Origin of the sequence: Mesorhizobium sp. M1322 (genome assembly GCF_040318085.1) — a bacterium.
In the GTDB taxonomy this organism is placed as follows: Bacteria; Pseudomonadota; Alphaproteobacteria; order Rhizobiales; family Rhizobiaceae; genus Mesorhizobium.
Genome location: NZ_JAMYLP010000053.1, coordinates 12,547 through 37,682, shown reverse-complemented (window position 1 = coordinate 37,682; position 25,136 = coordinate 12,547). Strand labels below are relative to the sequence as shown.

23 protein-coding genes and 1 pseudogene are annotated in these 25,136 nt (G+C 63.7%); 10 read left to right on the top strand and 14 right to left on the bottom strand.

What is annotated here, in order from left to right:
* Positions 1 to 227 precede the first annotated feature (227 nt).
* From NKH12_RS19320 to NKH12_RS19295, 6 genes are all read right to left on the bottom strand, one after another.
* Complete coding sequence (locus NKH12_RS19320; RefSeq protein WP_352954596.1) at positions 228 to 1,226, bottom strand: ABC transporter ATP-binding protein; 999 nt, start codon at positions 1,224 to 1,226, stop codon at positions 228 to 230.
* A gap of 31 nt (positions 1,227 to 1,257) precedes the next feature.
* Entirely contained in the window at positions 1,258 to 2,316 is a 1,059-nt protein-coding gene (locus NKH12_RS19315; protein WP_352954595.1) for a Gfo/Idh/MocA family protein, read from the bottom strand.
* Positions 2,313 to 3,152, bottom strand: a complete 840-nt coding sequence (locus tag NKH12_RS19310) for a carbohydrate ABC transporter permease (protein WP_352954594.1) — start codon at positions 3,150 to 3,152, stop codon at positions 2,313 to 2,315. Before NKH12_RS19310 ends, NKH12_RS19315 begins: the two co-directional genes overlap by 4 nt.
* 11 nt (positions 3,153 to 3,163) lie before the next feature.
* A complete protein-coding gene (locus NKH12_RS19305) occupies positions 3,164 to 4,087 on the bottom strand; it encodes a carbohydrate ABC transporter permease (protein WP_352954593.1) in 924 nt (307 codons plus the stop codon).
* A 236-nt stretch (positions 4,088 to 4,323) separates the two neighbouring features.
* On the bottom strand, positions 4,324 to 5,583 hold the full coding sequence (locus tag NKH12_RS19300; protein WP_352954592.1) for an ABC transporter substrate-binding protein: 1,260 nt from the start codon (positions 5,581 to 5,583) through the stop codon (positions 4,324 to 4,326).
* Between the two features lie 2 nt (positions 5,584 to 5,585).
* Entirely contained in the window at positions 5,586 to 6,542 is a 957-nt protein-coding gene (locus tag NKH12_RS19295) for an N-acetylmuramic acid 6-phosphate etherase (RefSeq protein WP_352954591.1), read from the bottom strand.
* A 199-nt stretch (positions 6,543 to 6,741) separates the two neighbouring features.
* Here NKH12_RS19295 and NKH12_RS19290 point away from each other — a divergent pair, with 199 nt between their 5' ends.
* Genes NKH12_RS19290 through nagA form a run of 4 tightly spaced genes read left to right on the top strand, consistent with a single transcriptional unit; the run spans position 6,742 to position 10,596 of the window.
* Positions 6,742 to 7,623, top strand: a complete 882-nt coding sequence (locus NKH12_RS19290) for a glucosamine kinase nucleotide-binding domain-containing protein (RefSeq protein WP_352954590.1) — start codon at positions 6,742 to 6,744, stop codon at positions 7,621 to 7,623.
* A complete protein-coding gene (locus tag NKH12_RS19285) occupies positions 7,620 to 8,402 on the top strand; it encodes a GntR family transcriptional regulator (RefSeq protein WP_352954589.1) in 783 nt (260 codons plus the stop codon). Before NKH12_RS19290 ends, NKH12_RS19285 begins: the two co-directional genes overlap by 4 nt.
* On the top strand, positions 8,399 to 9,430 hold the full coding sequence (locus NKH12_RS19280; RefSeq protein WP_352954588.1) for an SIS domain-containing protein: 1,032 nt from the start codon (positions 8,399 to 8,401) through the stop codon (positions 9,428 to 9,430). The genes NKH12_RS19285 and NKH12_RS19280 overlap by 4 nt, the downstream gene beginning before the upstream one ends.
* On the top strand, positions 9,427 to 10,596 hold the full coding sequence (gene nagA, locus NKH12_RS19275; protein ID WP_352954587.1) for an N-acetylglucosamine-6-phosphate deacetylase: 1,170 nt from the start codon (positions 9,427 to 9,429) through the stop codon (positions 10,594 to 10,596). Before NKH12_RS19280 ends, nagA begins: the two co-directional genes overlap by 4 nt.
* A gap of 17 nt (positions 10,597 to 10,613) precedes the next feature.
* Here the strand turns inward: nagA and NKH12_RS19270 are convergent.
* The 3 genes and pseudogenes from NKH12_RS19270 to rpe all read right to left on the bottom strand — a co-directional run bounded on the left by NKH12_RS19270 (position 10,614) and on the right by rpe (position 14,350).
* A pseudogene (locus NKH12_RS19270) lies at positions 10,614 to 12,138 on the bottom strand (malonate--CoA ligase).
* The gene (locus tag NKH12_RS19265) at positions 12,135 to 13,496 is read right to left on the bottom strand and encodes a malonyl-CoA decarboxylase (protein ID WP_352954586.1); all 1,362 of its coding nucleotides are present in this window, start codon (positions 13,494 to 13,496) and stop codon (positions 12,135 to 12,137) included. The pseudogene NKH12_RS19270 and the gene NKH12_RS19265 overlap by 4 nt, the downstream one beginning before the upstream one ends.
* 176 nt (positions 13,497 to 13,672) lie before the next feature.
* Positions 13,673 to 14,350: a ribulose-phosphate 3-epimerase gene (gene rpe / locus NKH12_RS19260; RefSeq protein WP_352954585.1), complete on the bottom strand. Its 678-nt coding sequence runs from the start codon at positions 14,348 to 14,350 to the stop codon at positions 13,673 to 13,675.
* A gap of 362 nt (positions 14,351 to 14,712) precedes the next feature.
* Between rpe and dnaK the strand changes: the two genes are divergently transcribed.
* From dnaK to NKH12_RS19230, 6 genes are all read left to right on the top strand, one after another.
* On the top strand, positions 14,713 to 16,629 hold the full coding sequence (gene dnaK / locus NKH12_RS19255; protein ID WP_127316951.1) for a molecular chaperone DnaK: 1,917 nt from the start codon (positions 14,713 to 14,715) through the stop codon (positions 16,627 to 16,629).
* Between the two features lie 212 nt (positions 16,630 to 16,841).
* On the top strand, positions 16,842 to 17,972 hold the full coding sequence (dnaJ, locus tag NKH12_RS19250) for a molecular chaperone DnaJ (protein WP_135933963.1): 1,131 nt from the start codon (positions 16,842 to 16,844) through the stop codon (positions 17,970 to 17,972).
* Positions 17,973 to 18,114: 142 nt separating this feature from the next.
* Positions 18,115 to 18,720: a phospholipid N-methyltransferase PmtA gene (pmtA, locus tag NKH12_RS19245; RefSeq protein ID WP_352954584.1), complete on the top strand. Its 606-nt coding sequence runs from the start codon at positions 18,115 to 18,117 to the stop codon at positions 18,718 to 18,720.
* 91 nt (positions 18,721 to 18,811) lie between these two features.
* Positions 18,812 to 19,408: an NADPH-dependent FMN reductase gene (locus NKH12_RS19240; protein ID WP_352954583.1), complete on the top strand. Its 597-nt coding sequence runs from the start codon at positions 18,812 to 18,814 to the stop codon at positions 19,406 to 19,408.
* A gap of 20 nt (positions 19,409 to 19,428) precedes the next feature.
* Positions 19,429 to 20,112 carry an orotidine-5'-phosphate decarboxylase gene (pyrF, locus tag NKH12_RS19235; protein ID WP_352954582.1) on the top strand — a complete coding sequence of 228 codons (684 nt, stop codon included), beginning with the start codon at positions 19,429 to 19,431 and terminating at the stop codon, positions 20,110 to 20,112.
* A 30-nt stretch (positions 20,113 to 20,142) separates the two neighbouring features.
* Positions 20,143 to 20,430: a DUF1330 domain-containing protein gene (locus NKH12_RS19230; RefSeq protein ID WP_352954581.1), complete on the top strand. Its 288-nt coding sequence runs from the start codon at positions 20,143 to 20,145 to the stop codon at positions 20,428 to 20,430.
* 126 nt (positions 20,431 to 20,556) lie between these two features.
* Here the strand turns inward: NKH12_RS19230 and NKH12_RS19225 are convergent, their stop codons facing one another.
* From NKH12_RS19225 to NKH12_RS19205, 5 genes are read right to left on the bottom strand one after another with little or no spacing between them, the layout of a single operon-like run.
* The gene (locus NKH12_RS19225; protein WP_352954580.1) at positions 20,557 to 20,910 is read right to left on the bottom strand and encodes a cupin domain-containing protein; all 354 of its coding nucleotides are present in this window, start codon (positions 20,908 to 20,910) and stop codon (positions 20,557 to 20,559) included.
* A gap of 25 nt (positions 20,911 to 20,935) precedes the next feature.
* The gene (locus tag NKH12_RS19220; RefSeq protein WP_352954579.1) at positions 20,936 to 22,321 is read right to left on the bottom strand and encodes an NAD(P)/FAD-dependent oxidoreductase; all 1,386 of its coding nucleotides are present in this window, start codon (positions 22,319 to 22,321) and stop codon (positions 20,936 to 20,938) included.
* 23 nt (positions 22,322 to 22,344) lie between these two features.
* Positions 22,345 to 23,454: an ABC transporter ATP-binding protein gene (locus tag NKH12_RS19215; protein WP_352954578.1), complete on the bottom strand. Its 1,110-nt coding sequence runs from the start codon at positions 23,452 to 23,454 to the stop codon at positions 22,345 to 22,347.
* A gap of 1 nt (position 23,455) precedes the next feature.
* Positions 23,456 to 24,241 (bottom strand): ABC transporter permease, encoded by a 786-nt coding sequence (locus NKH12_RS19210; protein WP_352954577.1) that lies wholly within the window; start codon positions 24,239 to 24,241, stop codon positions 23,456 to 23,458.
* On the bottom strand, positions 24,241 to 25,131 hold the full coding sequence (locus NKH12_RS19205) for an ABC transporter permease (RefSeq protein WP_352954576.1): 891 nt from the start codon (positions 25,129 to 25,131) through the stop codon (positions 24,241 to 24,243). Before NKH12_RS19205 ends, NKH12_RS19210 begins: the two co-directional genes overlap by 1 nt.
* Positions 25,132 to 25,136 lie beyond the last annotated feature (5 nt).

Genomic DNA, 25,136 nt, shown 5'->3' with positions numbered 1-25,136 from the left:
GTACGGGCTTCCGCCGCAGCGGGTGATCCGGTCATGACCCGGGTCACCCGCCAACCCGATTGTGCATGATTCGAGAGACACAAGGGGGTGTTGGAAGGAACTCCAACGCCTCATTCAGTCCAGCACCCCTCATCCGACCGAGCTGAGCCTGTCCTCGGGCTTGCCGGAGGCAAGACCCGTGGGCTCGGCCACCTTCTCCCACAACAAGGGGAGAAGGAAAGGAGGCGCTACTTCAGCACCCTCCCATCCGCTCCAAACCGGTAGGTCCTTGCCGGATCCGGCGTCGCATAAAGCGTCGCACCAGGCTCGGCATTGTAGACGCCGAAGATGCGCACGGTGATCAGCCCGGCCTTCTCGCAGTCGAGATAGAGGTTGGTGTCGGCGCCGAGATGCTCGGCGTGGACGACCGTGCCTTTCCAGGCGCCGGATTTCGCATCGACCGTCAGGTGCTCTGGACGGACGCCGATGGTCTTGGCCGTCTCGCCAAGCCTGGCGCCGTCGACGAAATTCATCTTTGGTGAGCCGATGAAGCCGGCGACGAATTCATTTGCCGGCGAATTATAAAGCTCCATCGGTCCGCCGATCTGCTCGATCTTGCCCGCGTTGAGCACAACAATCTTGTCGGCCAGCGTCATCGCCTCAACCTGGTCGTGGGTGACATAGATCATCGTCGCCTTCAGCCGCCGGTGCAATTGCGCAATCTCCAGCCTGGTGTTGACGCGCAGTGCCGCATCGAGGTTGGACAAAGGCTCGTCGAACAGAAAAAGCTTGGGTTCACGCACCACGGCGCGGCCGATGGCGACGCGCTGGCGCTGGCCGCCGGAAAGCTCGGCCGGCCGCCTTGCGAGATAGGGCTCCAGCGACAGCATCGAGGAGGCGATGCCGATGCGGCGGTCGATCTCGGCCGCCGGCGTGCCCGCCTGCTTGAGGCCGAGGCCCATATTGTTCTTCACCGTCAGATGCGGGTAGAGCGCATAGGTCTGGAACACCATGGCGATGCCGCGTTTGGCCGGCGGGGTTGCGGAGACGTCCGCCCCGTCGATCACCACACGTCCCGAGGTCGAATCCTCCAGCCCGGCGATGACCCTGAGCAGCGTCGATTTTCCGCAGCCGGAGGGGCCGACGAAGACGACGAATTCGCCATCGGTCACTTCGAGGTTGATGCCCTTCAGCACCTCGACCGGCCCAAAGGCCTTCTTCACATTCTCGATGTTCAGCGAACCCACGGCTTCGTCCCTGTTCTAGAGTTTGACTGGTCTAGAGTCTGATTGGGGCACCGCTGCGAACGCTCTCGTCGGCGGCAAGGCAGACGGCCAGCGACTTCACCGCGTCGTCCATATGGCGGGTCAGATCCAGATCCTCGCGGATCGCCTTGAGCAGAAAAGCCTGTTCGAGGTCGCAGAGATCCTGATGGCCGGGCTCACCCTCCATCGACAGCATCTCATCCGGCTTGGCGAACTTGCCGTCCGCGCCGGTCGCAGCGCTGTGCAGGCGGATGGTCGAGGTCTTGGTATGGGTGTCGATGTCGTCGGATTTGACGCCCTCCTTCATGACGATCGACACGCAACCATTGGGCGAGATCACGTCCTTCACGAAGAAAGCGGTTTCCGAGATCATCGGCCCCCAGCCGGCCTCGTACCAGCCGACCGAACCGTCGTCGAACAGCACCTGCAGATGACCGTAATTGTACATCGAGGGCGCAATCTCGTCGGTCAGCCTCAGCCCCATGCCGCGCACTTCGATCGGCCTGGCGTCGGTGATCTGCAGCATCACGTCGAGATAGTGCACGCCGCAATCGACGATCGGCGATGTCGTCTGCATCAGCTGCTTGTGCGTCTCCCAGCTATGGCCGGAGGATTGCTGGTTGAGGTTCATGCGGAACACGTAAGGGCCGCCGAGCTTGCGCGCCTCGGCGATCAGCCTGATCCAGGACGGGTGATGGCGCAGGATATAGCCGATCACCAGTTTTCTGCCGTTGGCCTTGGCTGCGGCAACGACACGTTTCGCATCCGCCACCGTGGTCGCCAGCGGCTTTTCGACAAAGACATGGCAGCCGGCTTCGAATGCCTTGACCGCATAGTCGGCGTGGCTGTCGGAATAGGTGGCGATGCAGGCGATATCAGGTTTTTCGTCGCGCAGCGCCTCGTCGAAGGAGCGCCTGATGCCATAGCCGGAAAGCCCGGCCGGCAGCGGCACGTCCGAGCGGTTGACCAGTGCCGCGATCTCGAACCCCGGATTGGTGTGATAGGCCAGCGCATGGCTGCGGCCCATATTGCCAAGGCCGGCAACGACGAGAAGGGGTTTTTCCTCGCTCACTTGACCGCTCCCGAAGTAATGCCGCGGATCAGCTGCCGCGAGAAGATGACGTAGAGGATCAGCACCGGCATGATCGCCAGCGACAGTGCGGCCAGGATCGCGTTCCAGTTGGTAACGAACTGGCCAAGGAACAGCTGCGCGCCGAGCGTCACCGTCTTGGTCTCCTCCGACGGCGCCAGGATCAGCGGGAACCACAGATCGTTCCAGATCGGGATCATGGTGAAGACGGCGACCGTCGCCATCGATGGCCTGACCAGCGGCAGCACCAGCCGGAAAAAGATGGTGTATTCGGACAGACCGTCGATACGCCCGGCATTCTTCAGGTCGTCGGACACCTGCTTCATGAATTCCGACAGGATGAAGACGGCGAGCGGCAGGCCTTGCGCCGTATAAACCAGGATCAGCGCCGTCAGCGTATTGACCAGCCCGCTCGCCACCATCAGCTGCAGGATGGCGACAGTGCCGAGGCGGATCGGGATCATGATGCCGAGCGCCAGGTAGAGTCCCATCAGCGAATTGCCCCGGAAGCGGTATTCCGACAGCGCGAAGGCGGCCATCGCGCCGAACAGCAGCACGAAGAACAGCGAGGCGACGGTGACGACAAGGCTGTTCTGGAAATAGTGGATGAAATCACCCTGCCCGATGACGGTGGTGTAGCCGATCAGGTCGAAGGTTTTCGGGGTCGGCGGCGCCAGCGGCGCGCCGAAGATGCCCGCGCGGGACTTAAACGAATTCATGATGACGATGATCACCGGAAACAGCGCGATCACCGTGTAGGTTAACAGCACCGCATGGGCGCCGATGGTGCGGGGCAGGGAGCGGGTTGCCGTGCTCATGTCTGGCTCCCTCAGAACTGATAGCGACGCAGGCGCGTCTGGACGAGGAAGAGGTAAACGCAGACGCCGCCAAGGATGATCAGGAACATCATCGTGGCGATCGCCGCGCCCATATTGGGATCGCCGACCTGCAACTGAAACCCGAAGAAGGCGCGGTACAGGAAGGTGCCGAGAATATCAGTCGAATAGTTCGGCCCGGCCAGGGCGCCCTGCGCGGTGTAGATCAGGTCGAAGGCATTGAAATTGCCGACGAAGGTGAGGATCGAGATGATGCCGATCGACGGCAGGATCAGCGGCAGCTTGATCTTCCAGAACTGCGACATGCCTGATATGCCGTCGCATTCGGCCGCTTCGATCACCTCCTCGGGGATGGATAGCAACGCCGCATAGATCAGCATCATCGGGATGCCGACGAACTGCCACACCGAGATCAGGCTGAGCGTTGTCAGCGCATATTGCTCCTTGCCCAGCCACGGCGTGAACAGGCTTTTGAGGCCGACAAGATCCATCAGGTCAGGCGCCACGCCCCATAGCGGCGACAGGATCAGCTTCCAGGCGAAGCCGACGATGACGAAGGACAGGATGGTCGGCACGAAGATGGCTGTGCGGTAGAAGGCGGAGAAACTCAGCCGCGGGCTGGACAGCAGTGCGGCCAGCAGCACGCCGATCGGATTCTGCACGACCATGTGGATGATGAAGAACCAGACGTTATTCCGCAGTGCGTTCCAGAAATTGACCGACCAGTTGGGATCGCCGAACAGCTTGCGGAAATTTTCGAACCCGACGAAGACCTGGGCCTGGTCGATGTTGCGAAACAGCGAGAGCTGCAGCGTGCCGGCCAGCGGCAGGATCATGATCGCCGTATAGACCAGCACCGCCGGCGCCAGGAAGACGACGATATGCCAGCGGAATGGTCGTTTCGGTGCTGCGGCCATGCGTTCGGTCCCCGCCGATCAGGTTCTTGCAATTGCCGCCAAAAGGCGCGGCGCCTCCCTCCCCCTCGAGGGGAGGGCGCCTCGCGAAGCGAGGCGGGTGGGGTCGGTCAAGGCAGCGCGCCATCGCGGTTTCGACCGCGCCTTCCGGCAACGACGAAGCCGCGGCCTGCCTTTACCGACCCCCTCTGTCGCCTTCGGCGACATCTCCCCCTCGAGGGGGGAGATAGCGCTCGTTCTTACTTCGCCGGCTTGTACCAGCTGTCGAGGCCGTCCTGCAGCTTCTTGGCGGCAGCTTCCGGCGTGACGGTGCCGTTGATGACGTTGGCCGACTCAACCCACGTCTCGTTCTCGAGGTTCGGCGTGCCGCGCGACAGGATCTGATAGGTCGAGCGGATTGTCGACTTGCACTTGTCGCGCCAGGAGACGAATTCCTGAGCCAGCGGATCTTCCATCTTCACCGGAGTGTTGTTCAGGCTGAAGAAGCCCGGCAGCGCGTTGGCGTAGATGGTGGCGAAATCCGGCGAGGCCACCCATGTCAGGAAGGTCTTAGCCGCATCCGCATTCTTCGACGCCGCATTGAGGCCCATGCCGATGTCGGTGTGGTCGGAGATGTAGCAGGTGTCGCCGGCCTTCTGCACCGGCGGCGGGAACGCGCCCATCTTGAACTGCGCCTGCGTGTTGAACAGGCCGATCTCCCACGAGCCGGCCGGGTAGATGGCGGCGCGGCCGAGGGTGAACAGGTTCTGGCTGTCCGGATAGGTCTGCGCCTCGAAGCCGTCGCCGAGATACGGCTTCCACTTGGCGAGTTCGGCAAACGGCGCAACCCACTGCGGATCGGTCAGCTTCTGCTCGCCCTTGATCAGCGCCAGACGGCCTTCCTCACCCTTCCAGTAGTTCGGGCCGATGTTCTGGTAGCCCATGGTCGCGGCTTCCCAGAGATCCTTGGTGCCCATCGCCATCGGGATGTAGGTGCCGTCGGCCTTGATCTTGTCGAGCGCGGCGTAGAATTCCTCATTCGTCGTCGGCACCTTGATGCCGAGCTGGTCGAAGGCGTCCTTGTTGTAGATGAAGCCGTGGATGACGGAAGCCATCGGCACGCAGAAGCTCGACTTGCCGTCGTCGGTCTGCCAGGCGGCCTTGGCGACGTCGGAAAAATTCTCCATGCCGGGCAGCGTCGAGATGGCGGCGAGGTTGCCCTTCTTGAAGAGTTCCAGCGACTTGTCGAACGGGCGGCAGGTGATCAGGTCGCCCGCCGAGCCGGCGGCGAGCTTGGCGCCGAGTGCAGCGTCATATTCGGTCGGCGCCGACGGCGCGAACACCACCTTGATGCCCGGGTTCTTGGCTTCAAAAGCCGGGATCAGCTTGTCCTTCCAGATGGCAAGGTCGTCGCCGCGCCAGCTTTCGATGTTGAGCGTTACGTCCTGGGCATAGGCCATTCCGGCTGAGCCGAGAATGCTGGTGCCGAGAAGCAGTGCCGTCAGTAGTTTCGTTGTCATGCTCAGTCTCCCTGTTGACCTTTTTCAGGTTCGGTTTTGAGAACAGAGGCTTTCTGCCCCATGCTCCCCTCGATCGCGGAAAGGGCCGGGCGCAGCTTGTGGCCGGTCCCATCCAGTATCTTCTCGGCCGCATCGGCGCTGGCGGCGCCGGCGGCGAGCAGAATGGCTGTTTTGACGACGCCGCCGCTCTTTTCGAGCAGGCGCGCCGCATCCTCCCTGTCGCGTCCGCTGATCGCGGCGACGATGCGCGCGGCGCGGTCGCGCAGCTTGATGTTGTCGGCCATGAGATTGACCATGTAGCCGTCATGGACATGGCCGAGATGGATGGCGACCAGCGTCGAAAGCATGTTGAGCGCGATCTTCTGGGCGGTGCCGGCGCCCATGCGCGTCGAGCCGGCAATCAGCTCAGGCGGCGTTTCGAGCAATATGGCGATGTCGGCCAGCCGAAGCAGCGGCGCACCCTTGTTGTTGGCGATGGCGATGGTCGCCGCGCCCCGACGCCTGGCTTCCTCGATCGCCCTGACCGCATAGGGCGTCGAGCCGCTGGCCGAGACCGCGATCAGGCAGTCGCCCTCGCCGATGCCGGCAGCGGCAACCGCTGCCGAGGCTTCTTCGGTATCGTCCTCCGGCCCGCCGGCCAGTGTCTTGAAGGCATCGTCGCCACCGGCGATCAGGATGGCGATACGGTCGCGCTGAATGCCGAAGGTGCCCGGCAGTTCCAGCGCGTCGGCCAGCGCCATCAGGCCCGAGCTGCCGGCTGCCGCGTAAGCGAGCTTGCCGCCGCTGTTGAGCCGGCTGGCGATGATTTCGGCTGCTTTGGCGATCGCGGGAATGGCGCCGTGCACCGCTTTGGCGGCCTCGATCTGCGCGTTGGCCAAAGAGGAAAGGATGGCGTCCGGAGCCTGGATGTCCAGTCCCTCGGCATTCTGGTGAAGCGCTTCGGTGCGCGTTTCGGCCATCCGCTTTCCCTCCAATCCAGAAAACAATACCAAAAAAATACCACTTGTCCACACGCATTAGCGACTTCCCTGCCCTGAAATCGCCGTTCAGGCAAAATGCGGTGGTTTTTCAATCAAATAAGCCTTAATCTTTGAAACGAAAATTAAATCCTTGGCTATTGGTATTTTATTGGTATTATCCGCCCGGAGGAGAAATCGCGTGAAATTCGTGCTTGGCATCGATGGCGGCGGCACCAGCTGTAGGGCGGCCCTTGCGACAGCGGACGGCACAGTCGTTGGCCGCGCCAAGAGCGGCGCCGCCAACATCCGCACCGATCTAACCGGCGCCAGGGCCAACATCGTCGACGCGGCAAGGCAGGCCTTTGTTGCCGCCGGACAAGACCCCGAACTGATCCCGCAGACCCCCGCCATCCTCGGCCTCGCCGGCGCCAATGTCGGCACCTACAGGCAGCATCTCGAGGCGATCCTGCCGTTCAGCGTCAGCCGTGTCGAGACCGATGCCGAGATCGCGCTGGAAGGCGCGGTCGGCTCGGGTGACGGCGCCATGGCCATCCTCGGCACCGGCACCGCCTATATGGCGCGCAGACAAGGCAAGTCGCGCGCCATCGGCGGCTGGGGATTCCAGGTCGGCGACCAGGGCAGCGGCGCCCGCATCGGCCGCGACCTGCTCGAACAGACGCTGCTCGCCTATGACGGTATCCGCCGGGCATCGCCGCTGACCCAAGCCATGCTCGCCATCTTCCGCGACAATCCCGAGGATTTGGTCGAGTTCACCACCAACGCCAAGCCCGGCGATTTCGGCGGCTTTGCGCCCAAGGTCTTCGAGCATGCCGAAAAGAGCGATGTCGTCGCCAACTGGATCCTCGACAAGGCGGTCGCCGATGTCGAGGCCGCACTTGGCGTGCTCGATCTCGGCAGCGACGATCCGCTCTGCCTGCTCGGCGGACTGGCGCCGCTCTATGCACCACGCCTGTCGGCGCGTTACCGGGCGCTGCTGAAGCCGCCGCTCGACGATGCGCTTGGCGGCGCGGTGCAGATGGCGGTTCGTGTCTTCTCGGGGACTGCGGAGGCAGCGCGATGAGCGAAGCCGCCGACCAGATCTTCGCCACGCTGAAACAGTCGTCGCAAAGCGGCGCACCGCTCTATCTGCAGCTCAGGAAGAGCATCGAGGACGCGGTCAATCGCGGCCTGATCGGGCCAGGCGATGCGCTGCCGTCCGAGCGCGACATCGCCAGCAAGGCCGACATTTCGCGCGTCACCGTGCGCAAGGCGGTGCAGGATCTGGTCAAGGGCGGCATCCTTGTCCAGCGCCACGGCTCCGGCACCTTCGTCGCGCCGCGCATGGAGCGCGTCGAGCAGTCGCTGTCGCGGCTGACGTCCTTCACCGAGGACATGGCGCGGCGCGGCATGGCTGTCCGTTCAGCCTGGCTCGATCGCGGCCTCTATGCGCCCTCGCCGGACGAGATGATGGTGCTTGGCCTGTCGTCGAACGAGCTGGTGGCGCGGGTGGCGCGCCTGCGCATTGCCAACGACACGCCGCTGGCGATCGAGCGCGCCGCACTGTCGGCCAGCGTGCTGCCCGACCCGGCGGGAATTGGATCGTCGCTCTACGCGGCGCTGGAAACGACCGGGCATCGGCCGGTGCGGGCGGTGCAGCGCATCTCCGCCGCCAATCTCGGCGACGACGACGCGCGGCTGCTCGAAGTGCCGCCCGGGATTGCCGGGCTGCACATCGAGCGTATTTCCTATCTGGCGAGCGGCAAGGTGATCGAATTCACTCGCTCCATTTACAGGGGCGACGCCTATGATTTCGTCGCCGAGCTCCGGCTGAGCGGGCCGGGCGAAGAGGGCCGGCCATGAGCGCAACCAAAACTCATATGCGGCGCGAGATCGAGGAGATCCCGGAAGCCACCGCGCGCCTGCTCGATGGCTCGGCTGCAGTGCTGACCGAAGCCGGGCGCGGCATTCGCGAGCGCGACCCGAACTTCGTCGTCACCGTGGCGCGCGGCTCCTCCGATCATGCCGCCACCTTCATGAAATATGCCGTGGAGCTGACCGCTGGCCTCGCGGTCGCTTCGGTCGGTCCTTCGATCGCCTCGATCTATGGCGCCAAGCTCAAGCTGGCCGGCTCGGCTTGCCTGGCGATCTCGCAGTCGGGCAAAAGCCCGGACATCGTCGCCATGGCGCAAGCCGCGAGAGCCGGCGGTTCGCTGACCGTCGCCGTCACCAACACCGCCGATTCGCCGCTGGCGCGGGCCTGCGATTATGCGATCGACATTCTGGCCGGGCCGGAACGCAGCGTCGCGGCGACGAAGACCTTCGTCAATTCGGCCGTCGCCGGCCTCGCCTTGATGGCGCATAGCACCGGCGACGACAAGTTGCTGGCGGCGCTCGCCCGTTTGCCGGAACATTTCCGCAAGGCGATCGCCTGCGACTGGATGGCGCGGGCCCGCGCCCTCGAGACGCCGAAATCGCTGTTCATCCTCGGTCGCGGTCCGTCGGCTGCGATCGCCAATGAAGCGGCGCTGAAATTCAAGGAAACCTGCGCCATGCATGCCGAGGCCTATAGTGCTGCCGAAGTGATGCATGGCCCGCTGGCGCTGGTCGGGCCGGGCTTTCCGATGCTGGCGCTCGCCGCCCGCGATGCTTCCGAGCCGTCGGTTGCCGAGGCCGCCGACAGCCTGGCGGCCAAGGGCGCGGCCGTCTTTGTGACCTCGGACAAGGCGAAAAGCGCTCAGCACCTGCCGCATGTCGCCACCGGCCATCCGCTGACCGACCCGTTGGCGCTGATCGTGTCCTTCTATGGCTTCGTCGAGGCCTTTGCCCGCCATCGCGGCCTCGATCCGGACACGCCGCCCAATCTGCGCAAGGTGACGGAAACCATATGAGCGACCGTTTTGCCCTGACTGGGGCCCGGATATTCGACGGCGACGACTGGCACGACGATGCCGCCCTTGTCGTGCGTGACGGCCTCGTCGAAGCCATCGTTGCCGTCGGCGCCGTTCCATCCGGGGTCGAGCGTATCGAAACCGGCGGCGGCATGCTTGCGCCGGGCTTCGTCGACCTGCAGGTCAATGGCGGCGGCGGCGTCATGCTCAACGACCATCCTGATGTCGCCTCGATCGAAACCATCTGCCGGGCGCACGCGCCGTTCGGTACGACCGCGCTGTTGCCGACGCTGATCACCGACACGCCTGCCATCACCGCAGCGGCGGTTGCCGCCGGAGCCGAGGCCGCAAAGCAAAAGGTGCCGGGCTTTTTGGGCCTGCATCTCGAAGGCCCGCATCTGTCGATCGCCCGCAAGGGCGCGCATGACCGGGCGCTGATCCGGCCGATGCTGGATGCCGACCAGGCGATGCTGATTGCGACGCGAAAAACTCTGCCGGTGCTGCTGACCACGATCGCGCCGGAATCCGTCGACACCGTGCGCGTTTCGGCGCTCGCCGAGGCCGGCATCGTCGTTAGCCTCGGCCATTCCGACACCGGCTATGCCAAGGCGCGCGCGTTCGCCGATGCCGGCGCAACAATGGTCACCCATCTGTTCAACGCCATGAGCCAGATCGGCAATCGTGAGCCGGGGTTGGCGGGTGCCGCCATCGATACGGACACGTTGTTTGCCGGCATCATCGCCGACGGCATCCATGTCGATCCCGCCACCATGGCCATCGCGCTGCGCGCCAAGCAGGGTCCGGCAAAAATTTTCCTGGTCACCGACGCCATGGCGACGATCGGCACCGACATGACCTCGTTCACGCTGAACGGCCGCACCATCTACCGCAAGGACGGCAGCCTGCGGCTGGCCGACGGGACCCTGGCCGGCGCCGATCTCGACATGATCTCCGCCCTGCGCTTCGTCCACCGTATCGTCGGACTGGACCTGTCGGAGGCGCTGCGCATGGCTTCGCTCTATCCGGCGCAGGCGATCGGCCAGTCGCACCGGCTCGGGCGTTTTGCCAACGGCACCGCCGCCGATATCGTTGCGCTGTCGGACGAATTGGACGTCAAGGGCGTCTGGATAGAAGGCGACAGGGTTTTCGGGATTGGCGCCAACTGAATGCAACACCTCGTGCGTCAGCCGGCTTTGGCCGGCGCGTAGAGATCCTTGTAGGTTTCGCGCAGCAGGTTCTTCTGCACCTTGCCCATTGTGTTGCGCGGCAGTTCGTCGACGAAGATCACCCGCTTCGGATGCTTGTATTTCGCCAGCCGTCCGGCGATATCATCGACGATCTCGGCCGCGGTGATGGTCGAGGCGGACGTCCGCACCACGATCGCCGTGACGCCTTCCGAAATCCGGATGGGCAACGCCGATGACAGCACTTTCGGCGACGCCGGGCAACGCGTCGATCTCACTCTCGACCTCCTTCGGATAGATGTTGTAGCCGCCGGAAATGATCAGATCCTTGCCGCGCCCGACGATGTGGACATAGCCGTCGGCGTCGATCAGGCCGAGATCCCCGGTGATGAAGAAACCGTCTTCGCGGAATTCCGCCTTGGTCTTTTCCGGCATGCGCCAATAGCCGCCGAAGACATTGGGGCCCTTCACCTCGATCATGCCGACCTCGCCCTGGGCAAGTGTTTCGCCGCTCTCGGGGTCGGCGATGCGCAGCGCGACGCCGGGCAAGGGGAAGCCGACCGTGCCGGCGCGCCGCTCGCCATCATAGGGATTCGACGTGTTCATGTTGGTCTCGGTCATGCCGTAGCGCTCGATGATCGAATGGCCGGTGCGCTCGCGCCAGGCCTTGTGCGTCTCGGCCAGCAGCGGCGCCGAACCTGAAACGAACAGGCGGATGTTTTTCGCCGCTTGCCGGTTCAAGCCGTCCTGCTGCAACAGGCGCACATAAAAGGTCGGCACGCCCATCAGCGCCGTGGCGCGCGGCAGCAGCGAGACGATGCGGGCCGGGTCGAACCTGGTTTCGAACAGCATCGAGGCGCCGGCCATCAGGATCACGTTGGTGGCGACGAAGAGGCCATGCGTGTGGAAGATCGGCAGCGCGTGGATCAAGACGTCTGTGGCAGTGAAGCGCCACTGGTCGACCAGAACCCGCGCATTCGAGGCGAGGTTCTCATGGCTGAGCATGGCGCCTTTCGAGCGGCCGGTGGTCCCCGACGTGTACAGGATCGCCGCAAGATCGTCCGGCCCGCGCACCGCGTCGCGGAAATCCGAAGACCGCCGCGAGGCCTGATCCATCAACGAGCCTTCGCCGTTGCCGTCGAGCGTGACTGCGATAGCGCCCGATCTCTCCGCCAAGGCCCCGATATCGGCTGCCCGTGCCGGATCGCAGACGACCAGCCGCGGCTCGGCATCGACGAAGAAGTATTCGAGTTCGGTCAGCGTGTAGGCGGTGTTGAGCGGTAGGAAGACCGCACCGGCACGCAGGCAGGCGAGATAGAGCAGGACCGCCTCGAGGCTCTTCTCGACCTGGACGGCGACGCGGTCGCCGGGTTCGACGCCCAATTGCAGAAGCGCATGCGCCAGTTTCGCGGACTGCGCCAGCATATCGCCATAGGTGATCGAGCGCCCGTCATCCGTCTCCATCAACAGACGCTCGGGTTCCGGCATGCGGGCGCGGAAAGCGTCGAACAAATGGTTGCTCATGCATCCCTCCGAGTCTGGGCAGGCGCCGGAAGCGGCGGTGCGGCCGGTCTCGCCGGTCTCGGCAGCAGGCGGCGCACAGCGGGGGCGGCCGCCACATCGTTCCTGGCGGCGAACAGCTCGTGGTTCTTCTCGATATCGTCGAGCTTGTAGCGATAATTGACCATCAGGCCATACGCCTGACGCAAGGCGCGGGGCGACAGGTCGCCGAAAAGGTCGATGCGCTCCAGCCGCGCGCCATTGCCGAGATGGAACCGGGCGACCGGGTCGATCACCTTGCCGGAGGCGGTGCGGGCTTCGAGGAAATACTGTGCCGCAAGAGGGAGCAGGATCTGGCCCGCGCGGTCGCGCGCGGCAGCGTCCGCGTGCCAGCCCTCGTCGGCGACGAGGTCCTGCACTCCGGCGGCGGAGGGCATGGTTTCGGCCAGCCAGCGGGCAAAGCCCGGCACCGGGGACAGCGTGACGAAATCGGTCAGGCCAGGAAGATCGCGGCGCAGATCCTCGACCACCTGCTTGATCAGAAAGTTGCCGAAGGAGATGCCGCGCAACCCCTCCTGGCAATTCGAGATGGAATAGAACACCGCCGTCGTGGCCTGCCGCGGCTGCACCGGCTGCCGCTCGTCGGCAAGCAGCTCGGCGATTGTCGTCGGCATCGCCCGGGTGAGCGCGACCTCGACGAAGATCAGCGGCTCGTCACCGAGCTGCGGATGAAAGAACGCATAGCAGAGCCGGTCGTCGGGTTCGATCCGGCGGCGCAGATCGTCCCAGGTATGGATGGCGTGCACCGCCTCGTAGCGGATGATTTTTTCCAGAATGTTGGCTGGCGTCGACCAGTCGATCCGCCGCAGCACCAGGAAGCCGCGGTTGAACCATGACGACAGGAGGTGCGTGAAGTCGGCATCGACGATCGCGAGATCGGGCGATGTGGGCAGCCGGGCAAGCAGATCCTGGCGCATGCGCACCAGCGTCTCGATGCCGCCGGGCGCCAGGTTCAGGCGGCGCAGGAGCTCCTGTCTTGCCGGCTCGGCGGCGTCGTGCAGGGCAAGTGCAGAGCGATCGTCGGGCGCGGCGCGATAGGCATCCACCGCAGCGGCAAGCCTGACATGATCGGTGCCGAACCGATCGCGCAGCACATGCAGAAACGCCAGCCTTCCGTCGGCGCCGAGAGTGCGCCAGCGATCGAGTATTTCCCTTGCATAGGCGACGCCCGATGCCTCGCCCTGGCTGGAAAGCAGGCGGGCGCACAGACGCGCCAGGCTGTCGGCCGAGACCGGCTCGTCACCGCGGACGAGGTTCAGCATCATCCGGCCGCGGTCGGCGATGGTGTTCAGCAGATCAGCGAAGAAAGGGCTGCGGTTCATCGATCCGACCGTCGAAGAGGCGCCTGCGGGAGGTCCGGGGGCATAAGGATGAGACAGAGAATATGGGGCCGCATGTCATGAGCACAAGCGCACCGGCGTCGGCCAACGAATTCCTGACCGGCTGACGAGACGGCGCGTGCCGATGACGGCGCGCTGGTGCGCCGGCAGCCGCAGCGTCAGCCAGCCGCTCTGTCGGCCGCTGTCCTGATCGCCTCGATGTTTGCCCGATAGGCTTCGACGCTGCCGCCTTTGAAGATGGCTGCACCGGCAACCAGCACGCTGGCGCCGGCGGCAGTGACCAAAGGTGCTGTTTGCGGCGAGATGCCGCCGTCGATCTCGATCCGGATCGGCCGGTCGCCGATCAGCACCTTCACCCGCTTGACCTTGTCGACGATCCCCGGGATGAAGGCTTGGCCGCCAAAACCCGGATTGACGGTCATGATCAGGATCAGATCGACCCGGTCGAGCACATATTCGATCGCCGTTTCCGGCGTTGCCGGGTTGAGCGATACGCCCGCCTTCTTGCCGAGATTCCTGATCGTCTGCAGCGAACGGTCGAGATGCGGCCCGGCCTCGGCATGCACCGTCATGCCGTCGCAGCCGGCTTCGGCGAAGGCCTCCAGATAGGGATCGGCCGGCGCGATCATCAGATGGCAATCGAAGAAGGCCTTGGTGCGGTTGCGGATCGCCTTGATCACCGGCGGGCCGAAAGTGATATTGGGCACGAAGTGCCCATCCATGACGTCGAGATGGATCCAGTCGGCGCCGGCCGCCGCCACCGCCTCGACCTCGTCGCCCAGCTTCGAAAAATCCGACGCCAGCACAGATGGCGCGATCAGGGTCTTGTGAGCCATGTCCGCTTTCCGTTCCTGAGCCCGCTCCCGCCCTACCGCATCGGCCCGAAAATGGCCAGCCGTCGTGGCAGGAAGACCTTGCTGCCTGGCGTCAGTCGCGAACGGACGCGGAAAGATTCATTGGGAAGAGCTGGACGGCTGGGCTCACCGTGCCATGGCCGGAGAACCCCGGCCGGCCCGAGAAAAGGATGTTGGATGCCTTGCGCAGAATGCTTGCGCGTCGCGCAGCCTGTTCTTATATACCCGCCAAGCCGTTCGACGCCGGAATGCCGGTTGCCGAAGCGGAATTTCTTGTCAACAGGGGCTTTCGTCGGAATGCCTGTACGGGTCCTGAGAGCCTGCTTAGCGGAGAGATTAGAAAAATGGCAAAAGTAATCGGTATCGATCTGGGGACCACCAACTCCTGTGTCGCCATCATGGACGGCAAGGAATCGAAGGTCATCGAGAATGCGGAAGGCGCGCGTACGACCCCTTCCATCGTCGCCATCAACAGCGATGGCGAGCGCCTCGTCGGCCAGCCGGCTAAGCGCCAGGCGGTCACCAATCCTGAAAACACCATCTTCGCGGTCAAGCGCCTGATCGGCCGCCGCTATGACGATCCGGTGACGGAGAAGGACAAGAAGCTTGTCCCCTACAAGATCGTCAAGGGCGACAATGGCGACGCCTGGGTCGAGGCCGGCGGCAAGAAGCAGTCGCCCAGCCAGATCTCGGCGATGATCCTGCAGAAGATGAAGGAAACGGCGGAAGCCTATCTCGGCGAGAAGGTTGAGAAGGCGGTCATCACCGTTCCGGCCTATTTCAACGACGCCCAGCGCCAGGCGACCAAGGATGCCGGCAAGATCGCCGGCCTCGAAGTGCTGCGCATTATCAACGAGCCGACCGCGGCCGCGCTTGCCTACGGCCTCGACAAGAAGGAAGGCAAGACCATTGCCGTCTATGACCTTGGCGGCGGCACGTTCGACATTTCGGTGCTCGAAATTGGCGACGGCGTCTTCGAGGTGAAGTCGACTAATGGCGACACCTTCCTCGGCGGCGAGGATTTCGACATGCGTCTGGTCGAATATCTGGCGGCCGAGTTCAAGAAGGAGCAGGGCATTGACCTGCGGAGCGACAAGCTCGCCCTTCAGCGCCTCAAGGAAGCGGCTGAAAAGGCCAAGATCGAGTTGTCGTCGACGACACAGACCGAGATCAACCTGCCCTTCATCACCGCTGACGCCACCGGTCCCAAGCACCTGACGCTGAAGCTGACGCGGGCGAAGTTCGAGAGCCTGGTCGAGGATCTCGTCCAGCGCACGATCGATCCCTGCAAGGCGGCGCTCAAGGATGCCGGCCTGAAAGCCGGCGAAATCGACGAGGTCGTCCTGGTCGGCGGCATGACCCGCATGCCCAAGATCCAGGAGATCGTGAAGCAGTTCTTCGGCAAGGAGCCGCACAAGGGTGTCAATCCGGACGAGGTCGTCGCATTGGGCGCCGCCATCCAGGCCGGCGTGCTGCAGGGCGACGTCAAGGACGTGCTGTTGCTCGACGTGACGCCGCTGTCGCTTGGCATCGAGACGCTGGGTGGTGTGTTCACGCGGCTGATTGAGCGCAACACGACTATCCCGACCAAGAAGAGCCAGGTGTTCTCGACGGCCGAGGATTCACAGTCGGCTGTGACCATCCGTGTCTTCCAGGGCGAGCGTGAAATGGCCGCCGACAACAAGGCGCTCGGCCAGTTCGACCTGGTCGGCATCCCGCCGGCGCCGCGTGGCGTGCCGCAGATTGAGGTCACGTTCGACATCGACGCCAACGGCATCGTCAACGTCTCGGCCAAGGACAAGGGCACCGGCAAGGAGCACCAGATCCGCATCCAGGCGTCTGGCGGCCTTTCGGATGCCGACATCGAGAAGATGGTGAAGGACGCCGAAGCCAATGCCGAGGCCGACAAGAAGCGGCGTGCGCTGGTCGAGGCCCGCAACCAGGCCGAGGCGCTGGTGCATTCCTCGGAGAAGTCGCTGAAGGAATATGGCGAGAAGGTTTCCGAGGCTGATCGCACTGCGATCGCCGATGCGATCGCGGCGCTGAAGACCGCTGCCGAAGGCGACGACGCGGCCGAGATCGAAGCCAAGACGCAGGCGCTCGCCGAAACCTCGATGAAGCTCGGTCAGGCCATGTATGAGGCTTCGCAGAAGGAAGCCGCGGAGGCTGACGCCAAGGCGGATGCCGCCAAGGACAGCGACGTGGTCGACGCCGATTTTGAGGAAATCAACGAGGACGACGACAAGAAGAAGTCGGCCTGAGCGGCCTGACGGCAGGTTTAGGCAGAAAGCCCGGCGCAAAAGCCGGGCTTTTTTGCAACTCTGGCCGAAAAAGTGCGGGCCTGGTCGAAAAAATGCGGGCAAGCCCGCGTCGAGACTGGCATCCCGGCGCCATCGCACCTAAATCGGAACAGCGTGCCGGCAAACGACGCAACAAGGCTTCAAGACGTTGAATATCCGGACTGCAGGAAAAGATGAAAGCTGATTTCTACGAAACGTTGGGTGTGCAAAAGGGGGCTGACGAGAAGGAGCTCAAGAGCGCTTTCCGCAAGCTCGCCATGCAGTTCCATCCCGATCGCAATCCCGGCGACCATTCCTGCGAGCACAAGTTCAAGGAAATCAACGAAGCCTACGAGACGCTGAAGGACCCGCAGAAACGCGCGGCCTATGATCGTTTCGGCCACGCCGCCTTCGAACAGGGCGGCATGAATGGCGGCGCACAAGGCTTCGGCGCCGGCGGCTTCGCCGACATCTTCGAGGATATTTTCGGCGACATGATGGGCGGGCGCCAGCGCCGATCCTCAGGCGGGCGCGAGCGCGGCGCCGACCTGCGCTACAATATGGAAATCACGCTGGAGGAGGCGTTTACCGGCAAGACAGCGCAGATTCACGTGCCGGCGTCGATCTCCTGCACGGAATGCTCCGGCAGCGGCGCAAAACCCGGCACCCAGCCCGTCACCTGCTCGATGTGCAATGGCCATGGCAAGGTGCGCGCCACGCAAGGGTTCTTCTCGATCGAGCGCACCTGCCCGCAATGTCAGGGGCGTGGCCAGACCATCAAGGAGCCGTGCCCGAAATGCGCCGGCCAGGGCCGCGTCACCGAGGAGCGCTCGCTGTCGGTCAACATCCCGGCCGGCATTGAGGACGGCACCCGCATCCGCCTTGCCAATGAGGGCGAGGCCGGCCTGCGCGGCGGCCCGTCGGGCGACCTCTATATTTTCCTGGCGGTCAAGCCGCATGAATTCTTCCAGCGCGACGGCGCCGATCTCTACTGCAAGGTGCCGATCTCGATGACAACGGCAGCTCTTGGCGGCTCCTTCGAGGTGGCGACGCTGGACGGCACCCAGACGAAAGTGAAGGTGCCGGAAGGTACCCAGAACGGCCGCCAGTTCCGCCTCAAGGGCAAGGGCATGCCGGTGCTGCGCCAGCACAATGTCGGCGACCTCTATATCCAGACCGCGGTCGAGACGCCGCAGAACCTTTCCCGCCGGCAGCGCGAGTTGCTGGAGGAGTTCGAGCAGCTTTCCTCGAAGGATAATTCGCCGCAGTCGAGCGGCTTTTTCGCGCGCATGAAGGACTTTTTCGAAACCTTCGGCGAGCGCTGATGCCTATTCTCGCCAATCGGGTGTAGAGTGCAATCAAGGCGAGGCTTCCCTAGCGTCATCAACATCTTATACCGGCGTCCGCCTTGCCTTGAACCCCGTAGCTGCTAAGTAGCCTCTCGGGGAAGCGTTCAGGAGAACTTGCATGGCACATGGTCCCGGACTGCGAAAGGCGCTGGCGGAAAAGTTCGACGACGAACTGAAGTTCTTCAAGGGCTGGATCGACAAGCCGAAGGCGGTCGGTTCGATCGTGCCGACCAGTTCCACCACGGCCCGCAAGATGGCCTCCGTCGTCAATCCGAACTCGGGCCTGCCGGTGCTCGAAGTCGGGCCCGGCACCGGCGTCATCACCCGAGCCATCCTCGCCCAGGGCGTAAAGCCTGAAAATCTCTACGCTGTCGAATATTCCACCGATTTCGTACGCCATCTGCGCCAGCTCTGTCCCGGCGTCAACGTCATCGAGGGCGACGCCTTCAACCTCGATGCGACGCTCGGCGACAAGAGCGGCCTGATCTTCGATTCAGTCATCTCCGGCGTGCCATTGCTCAATTTCCCGGTCGCCCAGCGCATCGCCTATGTCGAAAGCCTTCTCGATCGCATCCCGACAGGCCGCCCGGTCGTGCAACTGACCTACGGCCCGCTGTCGCCGATCCCGCCCGGCCGCGGCGATTACACGGTCGAGCATTTCCATTTCGTCATCCGCAACATCCCGCCAACGCAGCTGTGGATCTACCGGCGCGGGGCGCATTAGGTGTGCCCCCAAAGATCGCTTTTCGATCTTTGGGCCGGTGCGTTGATTTGAGCGATCCTTGGCTGTACCTGTCCGGGAACAAGGGTGGCCGATGGCAGTGATCCCGAAAATACTCGTCTTCGCGGGCTCGATTCGCGTTGGCGCCTACAGCGGCAGGACCGCCGATGTAGCGCAGAAGGAACTCGCCCTGCAGGGCGCCGAGGTGACCCGCATCTCGCTTGCCGACTATCCGCTGCCGATCCTCGACGAGGACCTGGAAAAGGAGAAAGGCGTTCCCGAAAACGCTATCAAGCTTGCCCGGCAGATCGCCGCCCATGACGGGCTGCTGATCGCGACGCCCGAATATAACGGCTCGATCCCGCCGCTGCTCAAGAACACCATCGACTGGGTGAGCCGGGTGCACACGGATGGCGGGCGGTCGTTCAGGCCGTTCGCTGGCAAGCCCGCCGGCCTTTGTTCATCTTCCAAAGGACACTTCGCCGGGGTACGCTGCATCAACCATCTACGCGCCGTGCTGGTGCGCTGCCAGATGGAGGTGGTGACGCCGGAGTGCTCCGTGCCGGAGGGCGGCAACGCCTTCGACGAAGACGGGAATTTCAGGGACGAGCGACTGCACAGATCGATGGAGCACCTATGCCGCACGCTGATCGAAATCTCGCGCATGCTGTCGAGGCGGATCGAGGTGTGATCCAGGAGCGCGCCAGCACCATGCAAGACAGGCTGATCGTCGGCCTCGACGTGCCGACGCTGAAGGAAGCCGAGAAGACGGTGCGCGAGCTCGACGGGATCGTCTCCTTCTACAAGATCGGCTATCAGCTCGCCTTCGCCGGCGGCCTCGATTTCGCCCGCGAGCTCGCCAGCGGCGGCACCAGGATCTTCCTCGACATGAAGCTGCTCGACATCGACAACACGGTGGCCAAGGGTGTCGAGGCCATCGCCAGGATGGGCATGACCATGCTGACGCTGCACGCCTATCCGAAGACGATGAAGGCAGCGGTCGAGGCCGCCAGGGGCAGCAATCTCTGCCTGCTTGGCGTCACCGTGCTGACCTCGATGGACGAACAGGACGTGATCGACGCCGGCTATGAGCATGACCCGCATACGCTGGTGCTGAGGCGCTCCGAACAGGCGCTGCATGCCGGCATGGGCGGCATCGTCTGCTCGGCCGAGGAAGCGGAAGCCGTCCGCCGGATCGTCGGGCCCAACATGGCCGTCGTCACGCCGGGAATACGGCCCAAGGGCAGCGACTATGGCGACCAGAAACGCGTGGTCACGCCGGCGCAGGCGATCCGCAACGGCTCCAGCCATCTCGTCGTCGGCCGGCCGATCGTCGGCGCGCCAGACAGGCGGGCGATGGCGGAAGCCATTCTCGATGAAATGCGCTCGGCATAGCGGCCCAGGAACAACACCGGAGAAAAATGCATGCCCAAGGGATACTGGATTGCCCGCGTCGATGTGCGCGATGCTGAAGGCTACAAGGACTATGTCGCCGCCGCCAAGCTTGCCTTCGACTGTTTCGATGTAAAATTCCTGGCACGCGGCGGCGCCCATGAAAAAGCCGAGGGGCCCGGTCGTGACCGCAACGTCATCATCGAGTTTCCGTCGCTGGCTGCGGCGCACGATTGCTATCACTCGCCGGAGTATCAGCGGGCGGTCGCGATCCGCCAGAAAGTAGCCGACGGCGAGATCGTGCTGGTCGAGGGGGTTTAGAGCGGTTCATCGTTTCACGGAAACGCGGAACCGCTCTATGTCTTTGTTTTTGCGCAATTCCGGACGGAAAACCGTTTCACACTTTTCCTGGAATTGCTCTAGTTCAGCGGCAACCCGCTGTGTCGGTCAGACGGAATGCAGGATGTAGAGCTTGCGCGTTTTCTCGTGGATGGTCCATTCGCCCTCCCAGCCAAGCGGCAGGACAAGCAATTCGCCGGGTCCGACATCTTTGGCTTCGCCGTCGGGACCGTGCAGCGTCACGCGGCCGGAGACGATGTGGCAAATCTCGGAATTCGTGTCGCGGCGCGCGGTGAACCGGCCCTGCGAACATTCCCAGACACCGACCTCGATCTTGTCATCATCCGAAGTCCAAAGCGTCTTGGCTGCTTCCAGCTGATCGCCTTCCAGCGAGGTCGGTTTCGGCTGGGGCTCACCGAGGTCGATATGGGCAAGGTGGGCGAAGGTCTTGAAGTCGATCATTCCTAGGTCCTCGAGGTGATGCGGTTCAGTGGCCGGTGATGCGATCGGCCAGGGCCGCCAGCCGCGATGTGCGCGGCAGGCCCTTTGCTTCCCGCTCGTCGGCAATCCGATAGAGCTGATACATGGAATGGACGCCGAGCCAGCGCAGCGGCTCCGGCTCCCATTTGCGCACGGTTCGATTGACCCAGGGAAGCCGCGTCAGCTCGGTGTCGTTGCCCAGCAGCAGATCCCTCAATGTGCGCCCCGAGAGGTTTGAGGTGGACACGCCGAGGCCGACATAGCCGCCAGCCCAGCCTATTCCGGTCTGCTTGTCGAAGCCCACTGTCGTGCACCAGTCGCGCGGCACGCCCAGCGTTCCACACCACGCATGGTCGAGCTTTAGTCCCTTGGTCTGCGGCAGAAGCGTCGTCAGGATCTTGTGCAGCTTATCGATCGTCGCCTGCTGGGTGACGCCTCGAATGTCGGTCTTCGAGCCGAACCGATAGGGCACCCCGCGCCCGCCCATGGCAATGCGGCCTTCCCTCGTGCGCTGGGCGTAGCAGTATGTATGTGCGGCGTCGCCGAGCACCTCGTAGCCATCCCAGCCAATTTCGCTCCACAGCTTTTCGGACAACGGCTCGGTGACCACGATGGCGCTGTTGAGCGCCAACCACCGTCTCTCGTGGCCGGCAATTCCGGCGGTGAAGCCCTCGGTCGCCCGCACGATCTTTTCGGCGCGCACCACGCCTCGGCTGGTTGCGATCTTGCCCTTCTCGATCGACAGCACGGTGGTCTGTTCATAGATCGGGACGCCGATGCGCTCCACTGCCCTGGCGAGCCCCTGCACCAGCTTTGCGGGCTGAACCCGCGCAACTTTTTTGATGACGAAGGCGCCGCGCGTGTTGTGTACCGCTATGCGCCGGCGCATCTCCGCTGCATCGATATACCCGACGCGTTCGTCGGTCAGCTCCCAGGATCTGGCATGGGCATACATCGCCTTGGCACGCTGCTCCTGCGCCTCGTTGGTTGCGACCAACAGTTCGTCGGTACGGCGAATGTCGGCGTCGATGCCTTCGGTTTCCGCAACCGATATGACCTCGTTCACCGTGCCCATCATTGCCGCCTGCATGGCGATGACGCCAGCGCGCGAGGTTGCCTTCTCGTATTTTTCGCGCGACCATGAGAACCCGCCGGACAGCCAGCCGCCATTGCGTCCCGAAGCACCGAAGCCGGCGAACTCCTTCTCGACGACTACAATGTTGAGGTGGGGCGCTGCCTGCTTCAGATAATAGGCGGTCCAAAGGCCGGTGTAGCCGGCCCCGACGATACAGACGTCGGCCACGATATCGCCCTGCAGTGGCGGTCGATAGTCGGGCACGCCGCCGATATCGGCATACCAGAATGAAACGTCGCCGTTCTTCTTCACGTCCATTGTCGCGATTTCCCAGATAGGATTCAGGTCAGCGTGAAATCGGCATTTTCATCGTCCGCCAACAGCTTCACGTCGCTGCCCGCGAATATGAGGTCGACCTCGTCGCCGATGGCGAAGGTCTCGGCGTCCAGCGTCGAGCGCACGATCGCCTTGGAGGTGTCGGCCAGCACGACCTCGTATTTGGAACCCGATCCGAGGTAGATGGCCTCGCCAATGCGCCCGGGCAGGGTGTTTCGATCCTGTCCGCCCTTCCCCCGCCTGGCGAGGCTCAGCTTCTCCGGCCGCAGCAGCATCACGGGTTTGGCACCGTCGGCAAGGCGTTTTGCGGCAGCCACTTTCCGTCCGGCTACGTCGATGGCGGTCTCGTTCCCGGAGGTGGAGGCTGCGCCACGCAGTATCGTCGAGTCGCCGACGAATTTTCCGACGAACAAGGTCTCGGGCTCGTCGTAGAGCTGGCGACCGGTGCCGATCTGCTCGATGCGCCCCTGGTTGAACACGGCGATGCGGTCCGAGAGGACCAGGGCTTCCTCCTGGTCGTGCGTGACGTAAACGAAGGTGGTGCCCAATTCGCGGTGGATCCGTTTGATCTCGAGCTGCAGCCATTCACGCAGCTTCTTGTCGAGCGCGCCGAGCGGCTCGTCCATCAGGAGCAGCGGTGGGTCGAACACGATGGCACGCGCCAGCGCGACGCGCTGCTGCTGTCCACCGGAGAGCTCGCTGGGGAAGCGATGACCGAAATCCGCCATCTTCACCATGTCCAGCGCCTTGCGCACCCGGGCCTCGCGATCGGGATTGGCGATGCCGCGCAAGGTCAGCGGGTATGCGACGTTCCTGCTCACCGTCATGTGCGGAAACAGCGCGTAGTGCTGAAACACCACGCCGATGTTGCGTTTGTGCGCCGGTACGCCGATGACGCTCTTGCCGCCGACATCAAGCGAACCCGAGCTGACTTCGGTGAAGCCGGCGATGACGTTGAGCGTGGTGGTCTTGCCCGAACCGCTGGGCCCGAGCAGCGTCATGAACTCCCCCGGCTCGATGTGCAGCGAGACCTTATCGAGAGCGATGAAACTGCCATAATGTTTGCTGACGGATCTGAGATCGATGGCTGCGCCGCGGGTCGATGGTGAGGCCATGTCAACGTTTTCCCTGTCTCGAACCGATCAGCAGCCCCGCCCCGATCACCAGCGAGGTCGTGATGAAGAGCAGCGTGCCCACCGCCGCAACGGTGGGGTCGGCATCCCGGGTAATGCTGGAGAAGATCTGGACCGGCAGTGTCTTCAGATACGGGCTGGTGATGAACAGCGCGACGATGATCTCATCGAATGAGGTTACGAACGCAAACAGCAGGCCCGACAAAATCCCTGGCGCGATCAGCGGCAACGTCACCGTCCTGAACGCTGTCAGCCGGGTCGCGCCGAGGCTGGCCGCAGCAGTCTCCAGCCGTTTGTCGAAGACTTCCAGGCTGGCGGAGACGGCGATGATGACGAAAGGAACGGCGAGCATCGTGTGGGCCAGCACGAAGCCGGTCATGGTGCCGACCAACCGCGTATCGAGGTAGACCGCGTAGATTCCGACGGCGAGCACCACCCCCGGCACGACCATTGGCGTGATCAGCAGTGCCCGGAGCACGCCGCTGACGCGGCTTTTCATGCGATCGAGGCCGAATGCCGCCAGCGTGCCGACGACAGTGGCGAACACCGCTGTGACGACGGCAACCTTGAGCGAACCGATCAGGCTCGCCGACCATTCGGGGCTGGTGAAGAAGTTCTGATACCACTGCCAGGAGAAGCCGGAAGGCGGAAAGGCCAGCGACTTCTTGTCGTTGAAGGACATCGGCACGACGACGATTGTCGGTGCGACCAGCCAGACCGCGACGAGCAGGCAGTACAGACCGAGCAGGATTCGACCGGGCTGTTTCATCAGCGTCGCGAGCCCGTCTTGTACGGTTGGCGCGACAGCGGTGCTGCGAGCGCGAGCAGGACGAAGGTCGCGCTCAACAGCACCACACCCATCGCGCCGCCGCGACCCCAGTTGAGCAGGCTGAGCACCTGGTTCTGGATCAGGGTCGAGAGCATGGTCGAACGCGGACCGCCGAGCAGCGCCGGGGTGATGTAGAACCCAAGCGCAAGAATGAACACGATGATGGCGCCCGCGTAGACGCCCGGAAGCGAGAGCGGCAGGTAGACCTGGGCAAAGGCGCGCGCCGGGCTTGCGCCGAGGCTCCGTGCCGCCTGCATGAGCCGCAGGTCGATCGTCTTCATCACCGAATAGAGGGGCAGGATCATGAACGGCAACAGTACCTGCGCCATGCCGATCACCACGCCTGTCTGCGTGCGGATCAGCTTAACCGGGCTGAGGCCGACTGCCCGGATGACGGAGTTGATCACGCCGGAATCCTGCAACAGGATGACCCATGCCAGGGTGCGCACCACGCCGCTCACCCAGAACGGCACCAGCACGCACAGGATGAGGACGAGCCGCATCTTGGGTCCGACTGCGGTCATCACATAGGCATAGGGATAGCCGGCAATGAGACATACCAGCGTCACCCAGGCGGAGATCGCGAAGGTGCGCTGAAGCACGGTCAGATTGACCGGTGTGCCGAAGAACCAAGCATAGTTCTGCCATCCCCATTGCGGCTCGGAAAAGCTGCGCAAGGTCACGATGGCGAGCGGTAGGCCTAGGCAGATGACGAGCAGCAGCAGCGCCGGCGCGACGAGCCAGAAAGCCTGTCCACGAAACCAGCGTCGCCGGTCGTCTGCCGCGACAGCCGGAACAGCGTCCCGGCTGTCGATTGCTCTCGTTGCCACGGTGG